General features: G+C 43.7%; 16 protein-coding genes. 4 read left to right on the top strand and 12 right to left on the bottom strand.

What is annotated here, in order from left to right:
- Positions 1 to 94: 94 nt before the first annotated feature.
- The 9 genes from JNK13_11380 to JNK13_11340 form a co-directional block, all read right to left on the bottom strand.
- Positions 95 to 697, bottom strand: a complete 603-nt coding sequence (locus tag JNK13_11380; protein MBL7663341.1) for a transferase hexapeptide repeat family protein — start codon at positions 695 to 697, stop codon at positions 95 to 97.
- A gap of 3 nt (positions 698 to 700) precedes the next feature.
- Complete coding sequence (pcaF, locus tag JNK13_11375) at positions 701 to 1,900, bottom strand: 3-oxoadipyl-CoA thiolase (protein ID MBL7663340.1); 1,200 nt, start codon at positions 1,898 to 1,900, stop codon at positions 701 to 703.
- Positions 1,901 to 2,063: 163 nt separating this feature from the next.
- The gene (locus tag JNK13_11370; protein ID MBL7663339.1) at positions 2,064 to 2,318 is read right to left on the bottom strand and encodes a hypothetical protein; all 255 of its coding nucleotides are present in this window, start codon (positions 2,316 to 2,318) and stop codon (positions 2,064 to 2,066) included.
- A gap of 32 nt (positions 2,319 to 2,350) precedes the next feature.
- Positions 2,351 to 4,201, bottom strand: coding sequence for a hypothetical protein (locus JNK13_11365; GenBank protein MBL7663338.1), 1,851 nt, complete (start codon positions 4,199 to 4,201; stop codon positions 2,351 to 2,353).
- A gap of 1 nt (position 4,202) precedes the next feature.
- Positions 4,203 to 5,102, bottom strand: coding sequence for a prepilin-type N-terminal cleavage/methylation domain-containing protein (locus JNK13_11360; protein ID MBL7663337.1), 900 nt, complete (start codon positions 5,100 to 5,102; stop codon positions 4,203 to 4,205).
- Between the two features lie 2 nt (positions 5,103 to 5,104).
- A complete protein-coding gene (locus tag JNK13_11355) occupies positions 5,105 to 5,497 on the bottom strand; it encodes a type II secretion system protein (protein ID MBL7663336.1) in 393 nt (130 codons plus the stop codon).
- Positions 5,494 to 5,958: a hypothetical protein gene (locus JNK13_11350; protein MBL7663335.1), complete on the bottom strand. Its 465-nt coding sequence runs from the start codon at positions 5,956 to 5,958 to the stop codon at positions 5,494 to 5,496. The genes JNK13_11355 and JNK13_11350 overlap by 4 nt, the downstream gene beginning before the upstream one ends.
- 147 nt (positions 5,959 to 6,105) lie before the next feature.
- A complete protein-coding gene (locus JNK13_11345; protein ID MBL7663334.1) occupies positions 6,106 to 7,278 on the bottom strand; it encodes an NAD(P)-binding domain-containing protein in 1,173 nt (390 codons plus the stop codon).
- Positions 7,279 to 7,326: 48 nt separating this feature from the next.
- Positions 7,327 to 8,109, bottom strand: a complete 783-nt coding sequence (locus tag JNK13_11340; protein MBL7663333.1) for an enoyl-CoA hydratase/isomerase family protein — start codon at positions 8,107 to 8,109, stop codon at positions 7,327 to 7,329.
- Positions 8,110 to 8,214: 105 nt separating this feature from the next.
- On the opposite strand from JNK13_11340, the gene JNK13_11335 reads away from it, so the two are divergent.
- The 4 genes from JNK13_11335 to JNK13_11320 all read left to right on the top strand — a co-directional run bounded on the left by JNK13_11335 (position 8,215) and on the right by JNK13_11320 (position 13,068).
- The gene (locus JNK13_11335; protein MBL7663332.1) at positions 8,215 to 10,290 is read left to right on the top strand and encodes a pyruvate dehydrogenase; all 2,076 of its coding nucleotides are present in this window, start codon (positions 8,215 to 8,217) and stop codon (positions 10,288 to 10,290) included.
- A gap of 9 nt (positions 10,291 to 10,299) precedes the next feature.
- Positions 10,300 to 11,472 (top strand): 2-oxo acid dehydrogenase subunit E2, encoded by a 1,173-nt coding sequence (locus JNK13_11330; protein ID MBL7663331.1) that lies wholly within the window; start codon positions 10,300 to 10,302, stop codon positions 11,470 to 11,472.
- 127 nt (positions 11,473 to 11,599) lie between these two features.
- Complete coding sequence (locus JNK13_11325) at positions 11,600 to 11,965, top strand: high-potential iron-sulfur protein (protein MBL7663330.1); 366 nt, start codon at positions 11,600 to 11,602, stop codon at positions 11,963 to 11,965.
- Between the two features lie 224 nt (positions 11,966 to 12,189).
- On the top strand, positions 12,190 to 13,068 hold the full coding sequence (locus JNK13_11320) for a hypothetical protein (protein MBL7663329.1): 879 nt from the start codon (positions 12,190 to 12,192) through the stop codon (positions 13,066 to 13,068).
- A 261-nt stretch (positions 13,069 to 13,329) separates the two neighbouring features.
- Here the strand turns inward: JNK13_11320 and paaJ are convergent, their stop codons facing one another.
- Genes paaJ through paaB form a run of 3 tightly spaced genes read right to left on the bottom strand, consistent with a single transcriptional unit; the run spans position 13,330 to position 14,850 of the window.
- Positions 13,330 to 13,818, bottom strand: coding sequence for a phenylacetate-CoA oxygenase subunit PaaJ (gene paaJ, locus JNK13_11315; GenBank protein ID MBL7663328.1), 489 nt, complete (start codon positions 13,816 to 13,818; stop codon positions 13,330 to 13,332).
- Positions 13,812 to 14,576 carry a phenylacetate-CoA oxygenase subunit PaaC gene (gene paaC / locus JNK13_11310; protein MBL7663327.1) on the bottom strand — a complete coding sequence of 255 codons (765 nt, stop codon included), beginning with the start codon at positions 14,574 to 14,576 and terminating at the stop codon, positions 13,812 to 13,814. The genes paaJ and paaC overlap by 7 nt, the downstream gene beginning before the upstream one ends.
- A complete protein-coding gene (paaB, locus tag JNK13_11305; GenBank protein MBL7663326.1) occupies positions 14,569 to 14,850 on the bottom strand; it encodes a 1,2-phenylacetyl-CoA epoxidase subunit B in 282 nt (93 codons plus the stop codon). The genes paaC and paaB overlap by 8 nt, the downstream gene beginning before the upstream one ends.
- Between the last annotated feature and the right edge of the window lie 40 nt (positions 14,851 to 14,890).

Below are 14,890 nucleotides of genomic sequence, written 5' to 3'. Positions count from 1 at the left end.
GCTTAACGCATTTTTACGGCCTTAGGCCTGAACTTCTCCTTATCCCATCAGGGGATAAGGAGAAGTTCAAGCCTAAAAATATAATTCTCAACCTCTAACCCTTCGCATTCTTCCAGGTGAAATAATTCGCCTGTTGCTTGGGGCGATTTTTTGGAATCTCGCGCAAGGGTTCGCATGCTTGCAATTCATTCAAACACTGACTGGCTAAGAGCTGATATAGTTTAGTGCCATCAGTCTTCCACTCAAGCATTTCATTACTAACTTGCTTCACAACTTTTCCCGGATTACCAACGACAACTGAGCGGTCGGGAACTTTTGTATCAGCGGGAACAAATGTCAAAGCACCAACTATACTGCCTGAGCCAATTTCAACATTGTCCATAACGACTGCATTCATTCCAATTAGGCAGTTTTTGCCCAAACGCGCGCCGTGAATTACCGCTCCATGTCCAACATGCGCACCAGCCTCAAGCCTGACTTCCACCCCCGGGAACATGTGGATTGTACAATTTTCTTGCACATTGCAGCCGTCTTCAATCACGATTCCACCCCAATCTCCACGAATCCGAGCCCCTGGACCGATATAAACATCAGCTCCGATAATTACATTTCCTGTGACTGTGGCTTGCGGATGGACAAAAGCCTTGGGGCTGACAACTGGAGTAAAGCCCTGAAAGGCATAAATGTTACTGGTCATAAGTTATACCCGCTCTAAGATTACCGAGACTCCTTGACCAACGCCAACACACATTGTGCAAAGTGCGTAGCGTTTCTTTTGTTCGTGTAACTCGAAAGCTGCAGTTTGAATCAAGCGTGCACCAGACATTCCAAGTGGATGACCCAAGGCGATTGCGCCGCCATTTGGATTAATGCGTGGGTCATGATCTTCAATGCCAAACTCTCTGATACAAGCCAAGCATTGAGCGGCAAATGCCTCATTCATTTCAATCAAATCCATTTTTTCTAAATCTAACCCGGCAATGCGTAGAGCTTTGCGCGTGGCAAAAACCGGTCCAATGCCCATTGTGCGCGGCTCAACTCCGGCAGCAGCTGAGGCAATAATTTTAGCTTTGGGGCTTAGGTTAAATTTCTTTAGTGCCGCCTCTGATGCAATCATTATCGCCGCAGCGCCATCGTTAATTCCGGATGAGTTTCCGGCTGTAACGCTCCCGGTAGAGAGAAATGCTGGCTTTAAACTACCCAGTGATTCAATTGTGGTTGTCGGGCGCGGAAATTCATCGCGAGTTATTTGGATTTCTTCTTTGCCTTGCTTAACCGCAACTGGGACTATTTCCTTAGCTAATCGTCCGCGCGAAGTTGCAGTTGCACACTTTTGCTGGGACCAAAGCGCGAACTTATCTTGATCTTCACGTGATATTTTCCACTGAGCTGCTACATTCTCGGCTGTCTCTCCCATTGAGTCCGTGCCGTATTCTTTTTGCAGTTTGGGATTGATAAATCTCCAACCGAGTGTCGTATCGAAAATTTTTGCCTCACGCGAAAAAGCTTGCTCAGCCTTTGGCATCACCAGCGGTGAACGGCTCATGCTTTCAACTCCGCCTGCAATTACCAACTCGGCCTGCGCTGCATGAACAGCGCGTGCGGCATTCACGACTGCGCACATGCCTGAAGCGCAAAGACGATTTACCGTTTCTCCAGGCACACCCTGTGGCAGCCCGGCAAGTAAAAGTGCCATGCGGGCAACGTTACGATTATCTTCGCCAGCCTGGTTTGCACAACCCAACACAACATCGTCAATTAGTTCTTTGGGGATTTGATTAGTTTTATCGAACAGTGCCTTGATTGCAAGTGCAGCTAAATCGTCTGGTCGAACTGAACTTAAACTTCCAGCGTATTTTCCAATCGGGGTACGAATTGCTTCAACGATATAGGCATTCATGTAAGACTATGCTCCGTGATGAGATAGTTTTACATAAAAATAAGACTGAAGCGCAATAAATGATCAACACACCTAGGTCGGGAAGCGACTTAAATTGCATCACTAAGCGTGAACTTCATTGATTAAAGCGCGCTCATCAATCTAACGTAACCCGTGCAGTAAATTAACCTAAAGTATCTGGGTCTTCCGTAGTATTCTGATAAGGCTCTTCACCACGCTCTTCTGGGGTTACTTCTTGCATTTCACTCTCAACGTGACAATAACAACGAGCGTCAGTTTCACCAACAGAAACACCGGCTAATTTCTCTCCACTATCACATTCAGCGCTACAGTCGATTGAAGTATTTTCTTCATCGGCCAGAGCGCTAACGGGCATCAAAGCGAATAGACTTAAAAACACTAAATTTATCTTAACCATAACGTACCTCCAATTAATATATCTAAATCTTCTTATTGCTCATAATCGCGAATAAACAATTCCTGCTTTAAATAAACGAACATTAAACTCAAAGGTGGCAGGTTTGCTGGATTGTTAAAACTTGTATCGTACGTAATTACTCTCGTCGGAGCTGAATAGCGCGGGCTACCGTAGTAATACGTTGTAGGGAATCGAGTTTGCCTGTGCAAGCTTACTAGCGCCCCGTTTATAGTAATCGTCTTCCCATTAAAGTTCTCTTCGTTTATAATTAATCCTATCTCTTTAGTGCCACCTTGACCGCCGATACCTTCGATCCCCCCCGTAGTGCCACTGCCTGATACAATGGCCGCATTAACAGTTGTTGAGGCTGTTACATTCCGCGTTGAATAAGTTGTATTGGCGTCATTCCATTGATTCGAATGTAGTAAATATGTTTCTCCCAGTAGCGCAGCAGGCTTTTTATTTGTCGAGTTGAAGTTTCCCAGGGTCCATAAATTTTGGTCAGAAGCAATAGTTAGTCCCTTAATTGTTGGAGCACCACTGACAGTAGATTTTAACTCAGCGGCATTTCTAAGACGTACGCCATAGCGATTAATATTGCTCGAATTAGGGCCAATTACTGTTAAATGAATCACAATTCCTCCGTCACTTGTATCCGCAAGTGTTTTACCCCAGCCAAACCAATTCTGATTTTTTAAGCAATTGAATAGCCCAACTACATCCACATCCAGTACGCGCATATCTGCACCAGATGTGCTATTAATCCAATAATTTTTCCAAGTAGAAACAGCGACCGCTCGTCCGCCACTTAATGCCCCTGGGCATGATGTAGAACTATTTAAAGTCGTTGTTGCAGTAGAGTCTTTTTGACTAGCGCTAGTTGCATTATTTGCTACAACGATGATGCCTGTCGCAGATTGACCTGTATCAGCATTTTCTGAACTATTTAGCATTAGTGCCAGTCGCAAATCAGCACGGTCCCAAAAAACATGGCCTGGCCCTGAAGCCCAAGAGGAAATCGGTGGAACTCCAACAGGTGAAAACCCGACTACAATGTTTTGATTGAAACTTGACAAAGTGCTCGGGTCAACCTTGACTCTTGTGCCACTTGCACCGCATGCAGAACTTAATGTCTGATATGTTACAGGATCAAGTAATCTTACAGAATTTGCCCGACAAACATTTGTTGTACCTGCTTTATCGCCACGCCAAAAATCCCCAGCAACGGTTACTTGACCAGTCAAACTTAATCCATTTGGATTTGTATTTACGGCATCAAGATAGATGTCATTATTGACATGAATTCTTCCGCTAATGCTCATCGCCGCCCCCGGCAATAGCGTTAAGTCCTTGTTATAAAAATAGGCGAATTGATATAACGGGACAGTGCGGCTTTTAAATTTAAGTTCTAAAATCGATTCAATACGCCCACTAGAGATATTTTTAGATTCAGCGTGCGCTGTGTAACGATATTCATACGCAGTAAGCCCACTAAATTTTTCCCCGCCTGGAATTGTTGTCGTGTACGGATTTGACGCATCAGCAATTATGTAAGTAGTAACAGAATGTTGTCCAAGAGTATTAGTTTGACAGGCGAAATCCCCTGCACCGAGGTTAGAGCCTTGGCAAGCATTCGTTGTACTTGGACTTGTCCCAGAAGGTAAATTAAAGTTTACAAATTTCGTTCTAATCGCGGCTGCCCGTACGTTCATCCCAGCTTCTGCGGTATAAAACCCCGCCAAGCTATCGCGTCCTTGACGGGTCGATGCAAGCTCAATTTTAGTTGTAAGAAAATATGTCAGTGAAAGCATTGAAAGAACGCCCAACATCATTAGTGTGTATACCAAAGCAAACCCTTGACTATTATTCTTCGTATACTTCATATTATGATTGCCCTAGAATATTACGTGGGAAGATGCTTGTTGTTAGAGATTTTGAAATTGTCTTTTTCATACCTGATTCCAATCCATTGATAGTAAAATCAACATACTTGATTTTCTGCCATTGGTCAGAACGCGAAAAAGAATTTACAATTGTATCATCAACTTTGCGGATTTCAACTTGTAAATCCGTAATACCAAATGTGGCGTAATACGGATTGCTAGTATCTTCATTTATAATTAATTCTAGCGTGTCAGTTGTACGCTGGAATTTTATCTCTTCAATAATATATAATGAAGTTGAAGATGTATTATATGTGTTTGCCCAAGTCCCAGAAGTCCGAACTAAATAGTATTCTGACCCAGTATCAACTTCTGAAATATAAGAAAAAAATTCGCCAACCTTGGCGGCGCTATCATAAATATATGCTTTAGTTTGCGCTCCAGTAGCTGCACTACGGTAAGATTTCCAGGTATTATACGATGTAGTCACATTCGCCCTGACGCACCCCGACGGGGCACCACCAGCTGAACTGCTGATATAAATTCGATCTGCTGCTCCAGTTCCTAGTGTCTTACATAGAAATGGAGCCTCTGCTAAGAGTCCCTTTCTCACTGTTATTCGATCTGAACTTCCACTTGTTCCATTTGTCAATTCGATAATCGGAAATGTAACTGGTAAATATTCACCTGATTGGGTTAACGCAGATGAAACAATCGCGGTAGCATTTCGTAAGTTTTGGTTAAGTCGCGTTTTTGCAACATCATTATGATAATTTAAACGGTACATGGCAATTGTACCACCTGCGCCGAGAACCAGAATAGAAAAAATTACTGATGAAACAAGCATCTCGATCGTAGTAAAACCTTTGCTATTTGTACCCCACTTAACGTGTTCAGCCATAATTATTTTAATTGTGTATAAACTGTTTCCAATGAACCCAAAGACACGGATTGATATGAGACGGATACTTTGACATGCCTAGAGTTCGTGTCACAAAATGTAGACAATGAACAAAATGTAGTTGTCGCAGTAAAATTACGCCCACCAGACGTTACTACTGAATTAACGCTACCTGATGTTGGTAGAGATGCAGGATCTTGTTGCCGATACTCTTCTAGCTTTTTTTGGGCAACAAGGGCGGCAGTAGTTTTCAATTCGGCCGTGCGATTATATTTCATATATTTAACTGCGCCTGCTGTTAAGGAAGAAATAACAACAAGTAGTATAACGATTGAGATCATCGAATCCAATAATGCAAAGCCTCTACCTGAATCCCGAATTGTTCTTAGCTTCACGCCTTTCGCATGCCTCCGCCGAGGTAGTATTGAATCGTTTCTATTCGCCCTTTATAATCACCGATGATAAAAGTTCCAGAACTCGACGAAAATCCTCTACTATCAAAGCAGATTGACCAAGAAGTGCTCTGAAACTGAGTTCCCTTAGGTAATGTCAGTGGGGTTGCACTAGCATCAGTTATTTTTGTTGTGCTTGAGCATTTTGGAGAATATTTGATCGATATTGTTGAAGCAGTAACAGGTTGGATCGTGTATGCAAGTGTTGTTTGAATTGCTTTGGTGCGCACCTCTTTCAAATATGCGATTGTAACGTCCGCTGCATTATCAGAACTATTCGTTAGGTCGTACCAATTACTAATCGCGGTAGCAGTCATGATGGAAAACATAGACATTGACACTACCAAATCGATTAGACTAAAACCGCGAATATTCTTAAAACTTTTAAGATTTGTTTGAAACATTTCACTTCCCCTGCAATGTATGATCGGCAGGCAGGAGATTTCACTAAAGAGTACTAGGGGAATTTCTTAGCGGTAAGTACTTTGTAAAATTGACTAATTTGAGATGCAGCGGATGGAAACGATCAGATTCAGACAGGCAGATACTTACTATACTTCGTAAAAAGTCTGCTGATTTTTCGCCATCTGCTTTAGTAGAATACTCGCTCGATAGCGCTCTTCCTCGTATTCGAGCTGTAATGCTTGGAGAATTTCTAACACATGTGCAATGCCCAGCTGATCGGCCCAACGTAAAAGTCCCTGAGGGTAGTTAACGCCAAGAGTCACAGCGGCGTCAATATCCTCGCGTGAGGCAACTTTCCAGTGTAGTGTTTCAGTGGCCTCATTAATTAGCATTGCAATAATTCTCTCAAAAATTTGCTGGCCTAACTTTTGATCTTGATTCGGCTCGGGAAGCTGCGCCCCATCTCGGTAATCATAGAACCCACGCCCAGTTTTCTTCCCTAAAAGCCCTGCCTCGAGTAAGCGTTTCTGTGTAATCGAAGGCCGATAGCGCGAGTCTCCATAAGTTGCTTGAAACACAGTTTCAGTCACAACATAGTTCACATCGTGTCCGATTAAATCCATCAACTCAAATGGCCCCATTTTAAAGCCGCCGAATTTCTTCATCGCCCAGTCAATTGTTGCAGGATCGGCAATTCCCTCATCATGAATTCTTAAAGCCTCAACATAAAATGGTCGCGCCACGCGGTTCACAATAAATCCCGGCGTATCTTTAGCAATCACGACTGTTTTCTCAAGTGATTGGATTAATTTTTTTGCCTCCGTGGTGCACTGTGTTGCTGTTTGCAGCGAGGGAATAAGCTCAACTAGCTGCATTCGCGTGGCGGGATTAAAGAAATGCACGCCGATAAAACGCTGTGGCTGATTAAAGGCCCGAGAAAGAGCAGCAATTGAGAGTGAAGAAGTGTTTGTTGCAATAATTGTGTTTTCACTGACTTGCGGTTCAAGTGAACGAAAAAGTGCGTGTTTGGCAGTCAGATCTTCAACCACGGCTTCAATTAAAAAATTAACGGGACGAAGCTGTGAAAAATCCCTTGATGCTTTGATCTTCGCCAGACTTTGTTCGCATTCTTCAATGGTAAGTTTACCACGTGAAACTAATTGACTAAGCGAGTTCCGCACGCGTTGGACTAAGGAGTTAACTTGCTTTTCATCAGCATCACAAGCAATGACCTGATACCCTTGTCGCGCAAAGACTTCAACAATACCGGCACCCATCGTGCCTAACCCAACAATACCAATAACTTTTGTATGATTCATAAATAAACTTTAGCCAGCATAATTTTGCCCGTGAGTTAATTGATTGCACTATTTACCAATAAAATGTGGCTTACGCTTCTCGAGGAAAGATTTTACGCCCTCAGTAAAATCAGCCGTTTCACCACATTTTGTTTGAAGATTAACTTCCATTTCTAACTGCTCAAAGAGATTATGACTGAGGGAGCTATTCAATGCTTCTTTTAAATGACCAATTGCTTGAGTAGGCAGTAGCGCTAATTTGCTGGCCATCGATTGAGCTTCTTCCATTAACTGTCCGCCAGCTACAACTTTATAAACAAGTCCAAGCTGAAAAGCATCTTGTGCAGTAAGTTTTTCGCCTAAAGCCGCAAGTCTAAAGGCCTGATGCATTCCAACTAAGCGCGGCAAAATGAAAGTTCCACCTGTATCGGGAACCAGTCCCACATGAATAAAGGCCTGCATCAAAGAACTCTCTTCTGCGGCAATTACCAAGTCGCACATCAACGCAAGATTAGCACCTGCTCCTGCAGCAGGGCCATTGACTGCAGCGATGATCGGTTTAGGGATGGTGCGTAGGAGTTCCACAATCGGGTTATAGCGATGTTGTAGAATCGCCCCGAGCTTAGGCCAATTACTCCCCTCGAATTCCTGTAGATCCTGACCAGCAGAAAATGCTCGCCCCATTCCAGTAATAATAATCGCGCGTATTGATTCGTCATCACGTGCCAGTGAAAGCACATTGATGAGCTCAGTCGAAAGTTGCTGATTAAAGCTATTCAATTTGTCCGGACGATTTAGGGCAATAATAAAAGTTGTACAGGAAGATTCTATTTTGAGCGTTTCGTAAGTCATGGAAGGCATATATACCCTATTAATATTGTAGATTAAAGAGTTGTTGATTATCCTTCATTCTCTTGGCATCCTCGGCTATCTCAAAAGGGGTTATTCCGACGGAATATGGCAAAATCGCAGCAGGAAATTAATTGGCTTGAGGTCTTAAGAACGTGTTTGATTTCGCGTGAAATCGATCGTCTTGAAGAGACTGAGCTCTTGCCACAGAAAAAAGTAATTTATCAGTTTTCTGCACGAGGCCACGATGTCCCGCAAATTATCCTTGGTTCATTGATTAATCATCCAAGAGATTCAATCTCTGCATATTATCGCAGCAGGCCAATTCTTTTAACTCAAGGACTTACAATCGAAGATGCTTTTGCTGGTCCGTTAATGAAGTCTGGTGGATTTAGTGATGGCAGAGATATCGGTGTGGTTTGTAATTTACCTTCACAAGGTAAAGCCACAGTTTTGCCGATGTCAGGTGACGTTGGCTCGCAATACACGCCAACTGTTGGCTGGGCTCAAGGCTTAGTCTACCGTGCGCAAGAATTAGGCGATCAAACTTGCCAAGGCGCAATTGCAGTTGTGCTCGGTGGTGAAGGGTCGGTTGCTACCAATGGTTTTTGGTCAGCCTTAACAATCGCCACAACTTTATCACTGCCCGTACTCTTCTACATTGAGGATAACCAGTATGCGATTTCTGTAACAAGCGAAAAGCAAACCCCAGGAGCAAATATTGCTAAGAATCTTGCTAGTTTTTCCAATTTAAATATTTATGATGGCAATGGCTCTGACCCTGTTGAAACAGCAAAACTTTTCACAGACGCATTAACCCACGTGCGTAGCTGGAAGGGCCCGGCCCTGGTCCGCTTAACTGTCCCAAGGCTTTCTGGTCATTCCGGACAGGATACTCAAGCCTATAAAACAAGGGACTTAATTGACAGCGAACTTGCTCGCGATCCGCTAGCAGCTTTGATTAAATATCTCAGTAACGCAATTCTCCCACAGACAAACATCGCCGCAATTGAAGAGCAGGTGAAAAGCGAAGTTTCACAAGCACTCGATGCGGCCTTAAAGCGTCGTGAACCTGATGCTGAAAAAATCTTTGATTTCGTCTTCGATTTTACTCCGCCAAATGCAAAAAACTTAGCCTTACAAAAAGTCGGAGGGCTACTTCCCGAAGGACACACTTTTCCACAAAGCAGCAGCGTGCCAAATTCTGAGCCAACTAGAATTAATATGCTCACCGCAATCCGTCGCACGCTTGAACATGAATTAAAAATTAACCCAAAGGTGTTAGTTTTCGGTGAAGATGTTGGCCCTAAAGGCGGAGTTCATGCAGCAACACTTGGCTTGCAAGAACAATTCGGAACAAACCGAGTCTTTGATACCAGTCTTTCCGAAGAAGGTATTATTGGCCGCTCAGTCGGGCTGGCTTTAAATGGACTTTTACCTGTTCCTGAAATTCAGTTTAGAAAATACGCTGACCCGGCAACAGAGCAGCTGCATAACATTGGAACAATGCGCTGGCGCACGGCAAATCGTTTTGCAGCACCAATGGTGGTACGCATTCCTGGAGGCTTTGCAAAGTGCGGTGACCCTTGGCACAGTGTTTCTGATGAAGTTGCCTGGATTCATTCTGTGGGCTGGCAAGTGCTTGTGCCTTCAAACGCTGAAGATGCTGTAGGGCTTTTACGTGCCGCGCTGCGTAGCAATAACCCGAGTATTTTCTTTGAACACCGTCACCTCTTAGACAATGCCTGGGCTAGACGACCCTATCCGGGTGATGATTTTGTCCTGCCACTGGGTAAAGCGCGTACAATCCGTGAAGGAAATGAGCTCGCGATTGTCACTTGGGGGGCAATGGTTGAGCGTATTGACGAAGCTTGTGAAAAATCAGGTTTCGAGTGCACCTTACTTGACTTACGCACACTGGTGCCTTGGGATCGAGAAGCCGTACTCGGGGCTGTGAAAAAGTGTCGTCGTTTATTAATTGTGCATGAAGACTATGCTACTTGTGGTTTTGGTGCAGAAATCAGTGCAACCGTTGCAAAAGAAGCATTCTTTTCGCTCGATGCTCCAATTGAGCGTTTAGCAGTTGACGATATTCCCATTCCACACAATATGAATTTAATGGATCATGTCATCCCTTCGGTTGATTTGATGATCGAAACTATGAAGAAAATAATTGAAACATAAAGGTGTTCAATGTCGGACGTGATTAAAATTCTTTTCCCTGCAGACCAAAGAGAAGGCAGTGAGTCTTTTGTATCCTCGTGGCTCAAAAAACCTGGTCAATTCATTGAGCAGTACGAGCCCTTAGTTGAAATCAGCACCGACAAAGTTTCACTCGAAATACCGGCTCCTGCTGCTGGTGTAATTGAAGCGATCTTAAAAAACGAAGGTGATAAAGTTGAGCCAGGTGATATTCTAGGTAGTCTTCGGGTTGGAGCCACAGCAAGTTCAACAACTAACGCAGCGCCGGAAAAAGTTGCAGTAAAATCTTCAACTCCAACGAGTGCAGCTCAAGTCAACGCTGATTTAAGTCCAGCTGTGCGTAAACTAATCAAGGATCACAATTTGTCTGCTGACTCAATTTCGGGCACTGGGCGCGGTGGCAGAATTACGCTTGAAGATGTTGAGAACTATTTAAAAAATAATAGCGACCCTCGCCCGCAAATTCCTTCACATCACATTCCACTTACGGCAATGCGTAAAACTATCGCCCAGAATATGGTGACCAGTATGCTGCGCACTGCGCCGCACGTAACCGCTGTGATGGAAGCTGATTTATCTAGAGTTTTTGCGCATCGTGAAGTTCATAAAACGCCCTTTCTTAACGATGAAATCAAATTAACTTTTACTCCCTATTTCGTCACTGCAGCCATTAAGGCGCTACAAACTGTGCCTGAAGTAAATAGCAGGCTACATCAAGACACGATTGAACTTTTTGACACCTGTAATATTGGCCTAGCCGTTGCAATCCCTGAAGGCTTAGTTGTTCCGGTGCTGCATGCTGCTGAGCAGAAGAATTTTAAAGAATTGGCAAAGTCTGTAGCAGACTTAACTGATCGTGCCCGGCTTGGACGACTTGAGACGAGTGATATCCGCGGCGGAACCTTTACGATTACAAACCATGGAACAAGTGGAAGTTTATTAGCCACACCAATTATTCTTCAGCCACAATCAGCGATTCTAGGCGTTGGGAAAATTGAGAAGCGCGCCAAGGTAATTACAAAGCATGGACAAGACGCTATTGAAATTAGGCCTTGTGTCTATTTAACTTTAACTATCGACCACCGCGTGCTTGACGGATTTACGGCGAATACATTTCTAGCAAACGTTGTAGAAACGCTCGAAAATTGGGCATCCGATGCTTGATGAAATTAATCTAGCGTCACAAATTAAAGATTAGCACTTTTCGATTTCGGTATATCAATCATTTGAATGCTTGCTCTGCAAACAACGGATTAATACTCTCATCCCATCATTTGATTACAGGAGAATTATGCAGAGAAGAGAATTTATTAAGAAAAGTTTGCTGACTTTAAGTGCAGCACCAGCTCTAGTTACTTTAGGCAAGCGTGCAGTTGCTCAAGCACCGGCTACGCCAACAAAAGCACTTGAGTTAAGTAGCCCGATTGCCGTTTCCATGGGTTATCAACATGACAAAGGAAAAGTCGACAAGGGAAAATTTCCTAAGGTTGCCGCAGCAGGAGCAGAAACTCAGTTTTGCAACAATTGCATGCTTTGGCAGCAGGGCGGTCTAAAAGTCGAAGGTCAAGAAGGCGAATGGGGCAAATGCGCTTTATTTATGGACGGTCTAGTCTCTGCAAAAGGTTGGTGTAATAGCTGGGCACCAAAGGCTACTTAGTCCAATTTTGAATTTTGCCAGTAACTTTGCTATCCTTGCAAAGTTACTGGCAAAACCGTAACAGCGTTTTTTATCTTCAACGCTGCTCTTTCTCAATTTTATATTAGTAATTCTTAAAACAGTCTTTTTATTTGCCTTGCAGCAAAGCAAAAGACTGTGGGCCAAAAAGGTTTTACCTTCGGGGGCTTGGCCTCCAAAAATTGGTTCACATCAAGGAATAGAAAATGGAAACATTGAAAATCACTCGTCACTTAACAGCGTTGGTTGCAAGCTCCGTTTTCGGACAAGCAACATCAAGTACGCCTCCTCGTTTTGAAATCATGCTTGTTTCTCCTGCACAGGGTAACGTAGAGCATCCTTTTGGCTTTTCCGTGGCCTGCTTAGCAGATGAACAAACTCCAGGATGTAGCCCTGAAGAGCTTCAGCTACTGCACTTTGAGCTGCCCGATGGACAATCGCTAGTCGTTAAGCGGAAGCTTGGAAAGAGCGTCGTTATTTTAAGTGCGCACGACTGTTCCCCAATCCATCAACACGTGGTGGATGTAAGTTTTGCAGCTTCAGCAGTCGTGGAAAGCAAACAACTGTTTACAAAACAAGTTTGCTTGGAAGTACCAATCGACGCAGGTAGCGCACAATCTCCGCTTCGATCTAGAGCGTCAAGCCTGATTCAGGCTTTATTCTTCAAGATCGTTAACGATACTAAAAGTGGCGTCGAGAGAACTTCTTTTTCTAGGCTAGCTCTGAAAGTCCAGAGCGGTGTAAGTCAAAGCTGGCTTAGCGATCGAACACATCTTGATAATCTGCAAAAGTTATCTGTTTTCAGGTCAACACTGCCCGTGTCGAACACGCAAATCACCGTGATTTGCTCGCAAATTCTTGAATGCGTAGAGCTTTTCTTGGTGGTTTACGGAGATCAGATAGTGCATGTCGCTACACTGATTACACCTTCAATGATTCTGGAGGATCGAGACTTAAACAGCTACACTGACCACTCTCCACACTGGACCGCAATTGGTCTCGATGTAGCTAGCTCTCTCAATTTCTTCCCAGATGTCAAAATCTACGGAATAGCTAGTAGGACTCAGGAAGAAGATGGGGCTTGAGTTTGAGGCTTTGCGCCACTTACCCAGCCCCATCCAATTCTTTTTTATGTTTTATAACGGCCCATAGTTTTTGATTTAGATGGGTCTATCGCGAAATGAAATTTCGTGACGAGAATTGCAGATTTTGAGTGAGACAAGGAAGGGTCTAAAAAATCTGAGGCGTGTAAGCCTGCGACACGTCGCAAGATTTTTTTGGGGCCCCTGATACAGTCGCAGCCAAAATATGCATTTCGCAGTAGAAATTTAGTTTCGCGACAGACCCTAGAGCTCTTTGAAATAATCAAACGGCTGTAAACACGCTTTGCAACGATAAAAACTTTTACAAGCTGTTGAGCCGAATTCACTAGTTTTTTCTGTCTCGCGAGAGTTACAGTAAGGACAAGCTGGTGTTTGCTTACCCAGAGTAACGAGCTTGTCTGGGGGAGCAATTGCTGAAGCTTTCAAGCCCGCACGACCCTTTTCAGTCAACCACTCTGTCGTCCAAGCGGGAGCAAGCACAACGTCAACTTGGATTGGTAATGTATATTTAGTGCCAAGCGCCTGCTTGATATCATTTTCAATCATCTGCATTGCCGGGCAACCCGAGTAGGTAGGTGTAATTTTGACTTTGATTTTTGAAGCACTAGCTTCAACCTCACGCACAATGCCCAGATCGAGCACAGAAAGCGTTGGAATTTCCGGGTCGAAAACTTCTGCCAATACAGCTAAAATGTCTGCGTTGGAGGGAACTGTTTGAGTTCGCTCTACCACGTAGCTCCTGGGTGTGAGCGAGCAACAATTTGCATTTCGCTAAGCATATGTCCTAAATGCTCACTATGTCGTCCAAGCCTGCCATTGAGAGAAAATCCCTGAACCGGTGTTGGGATTTCAAGTGTCGCAGCTTGTAATACTGTCTGAACTTTATTGACCCAGCTCTGTTTTAGGCTGGAAAACTTAGGTGCAATTTGCTCTCTACTTAATGCATCTAGAACTTCATCATCAGCAAATAATTCTGCTGTATAGCGATAGAGGTAATCCAAAGCTACTTGCATGCGCTTGTGACTTTCTGCTGTGCCCGTTCCCAGACGATAAATCCACTCAGTTGTGTGCTTCAGATGGTAGTTTGTTTCGCGTTTTGCGCGTAGCGCAAGGTCTTTTAAAGGTTCGAATTTGGAGTTTGTTAGATCTGCTAAAACCAAATCGTAAAATGTTTCATAAAGAAATTGTCGCAAAATTGTTACTCCGAAATCGCCCTTGGGAAGTTCAACCAAGACGCAATTTTTAAACTCCCTTTCATCTCGCCAATAGGCGAGTTTGTCGGCATCACGACCTTGATTTTCAAGCCTTCCAGCTAAGTCGAAATAAAATTTAGCCTGCCCAACACAATCAAGCGCAATATTCGTTAGCGCAATGTCTTCTTCTAACATCGGCCCATGTCCGCACCACTCCGATAAACGGTGGCCCAGCACAAGCATGTCATCACCGAGATAAGTTGCAAAAGTTGCAATTTGACTATCAAATTTAGACATTTTTCATCCCTTTAGGAATTTCATAAAACTGTGGATGACGATAAACCTTATTATGGTCAAGCTCCTCAGGGTCAACCAAAGATTCAGAAGCAGTGATTGCGTGTGAAGCGACTACCCAAATATTTACAACTTTCCCTCGGCGGCCAAAAACATCGCGGGCATTCTGCAAAGCAAGTGTTGCATCCGGGGCATGCAGGCTCCCGGCATGAACATGCGCTGCGCCGTGCTGTTCTTGAGTAAAAACTTCCCACAGATCTGTTATTTGATTTGCCATAAAAATTTACTCTTTCATTTCATCTAAGTTAAAACTTATA

It is taken from the genome of bacterium (genome assembly GCA_016786595.1).
In the GTDB taxonomy this organism is placed as follows: Bacteria; Bdellovibrionota_C; UBA2361; order SZUA-149; family JAEUWB01; genus JAEUWB01.
The sequence above is the reverse complement of the archived record's forward strand: the minus strand, read 5'-3'. Positions and strand labels throughout refer to the sequence as shown.

What these genes read in the sequence shown, in the direction of transcription:
- JNK13_11335 (MBL7663332.1), top strand. Translation starts at nt 8,215, where the DNA reads ATGGCAAAATCGCAGCAGGAAATTAATTGGCTTGAGGTCTTAAGAACG.
- JNK13_11380 (MBL7663341.1), bottom strand. Translation starts at nt 697, where the DNA reads ATGACCAGTAACATTTATGCCTTTCAGGGCTTTACTCCAGTTGTCAGC.
- JNK13_11325 (MBL7663330.1), top strand. Translation starts at nt 11,600, where the DNA reads ATGCAGAGAAGAGAATTTATTAAGAAAAGTTTGCTGACTTTAAGTGCA.
- paaC (MBL7663327.1), bottom strand. Translation starts at nt 14,576, where the DNA reads ATGTCTAAATTTGATAGTCAAATTGCAACTTTTGCAACTTATCTCGGT.
- JNK13_11370 (MBL7663339.1), bottom strand. Translation starts at nt 2,318, where the DNA reads ATGGTTAAGATAAATTTAGTGTTTTTAAGTCTATTCGCTTTGATGCCC.
- paaB (MBL7663326.1), bottom strand. Translation starts at nt 14,850, where the DNA reads ATGGCAAATCAAATAACAGATCTGTGGGAAGTTTTTACTCAAGAACAG.
- JNK13_11345 (MBL7663334.1), bottom strand. Translation starts at nt 7,278, where the DNA reads ATGAATCATACAAAAGTTATTGGTATTGTTGGGTTAGGCACGATGGGT.
- JNK13_11340 (MBL7663333.1), bottom strand. Translation starts at nt 8,109, where the DNA reads ATGACTTACGAAACGCTCAAAATAGAATCTTCCTGTACAACTTTTATT.
- JNK13_11365 (MBL7663338.1), bottom strand. Translation starts at nt 4,201, where the DNA reads ATGAAGTATACGAAGAATAATAGTCAAGGGTTTGCTTTGGTATACACA.
- JNK13_11330 (MBL7663331.1), top strand. Translation starts at nt 10,300, where the DNA reads ATGTCGGACGTGATTAAAATTCTTTTCCCTGCAGACCAAAGAGAAGGC.
- JNK13_11320 (MBL7663329.1), top strand. Translation starts at nt 12,190, where the DNA reads ATGGAAACATTGAAAATCACTCGTCACTTAACAGCGTTGGTTGCAAGC.
- JNK13_11350 (MBL7663335.1), bottom strand. Translation starts at nt 5,958, where the DNA reads ATGTTTCAAACAAATCTTAAAAGTTTTAAGAATATTCGCGGTTTTAGT.
- pcaF (MBL7663340.1), bottom strand. Translation starts at nt 1,900, where the DNA reads ATGAATGCCTATATCGTTGAAGCAATTCGTACCCCGATTGGAAAATAC.
- JNK13_11360 (MBL7663337.1), bottom strand. Translation starts at nt 5,102, where the DNA reads ATGGCTGAACACGTTAAGTGGGGTACAAATAGCAAAGGTTTTACTACG.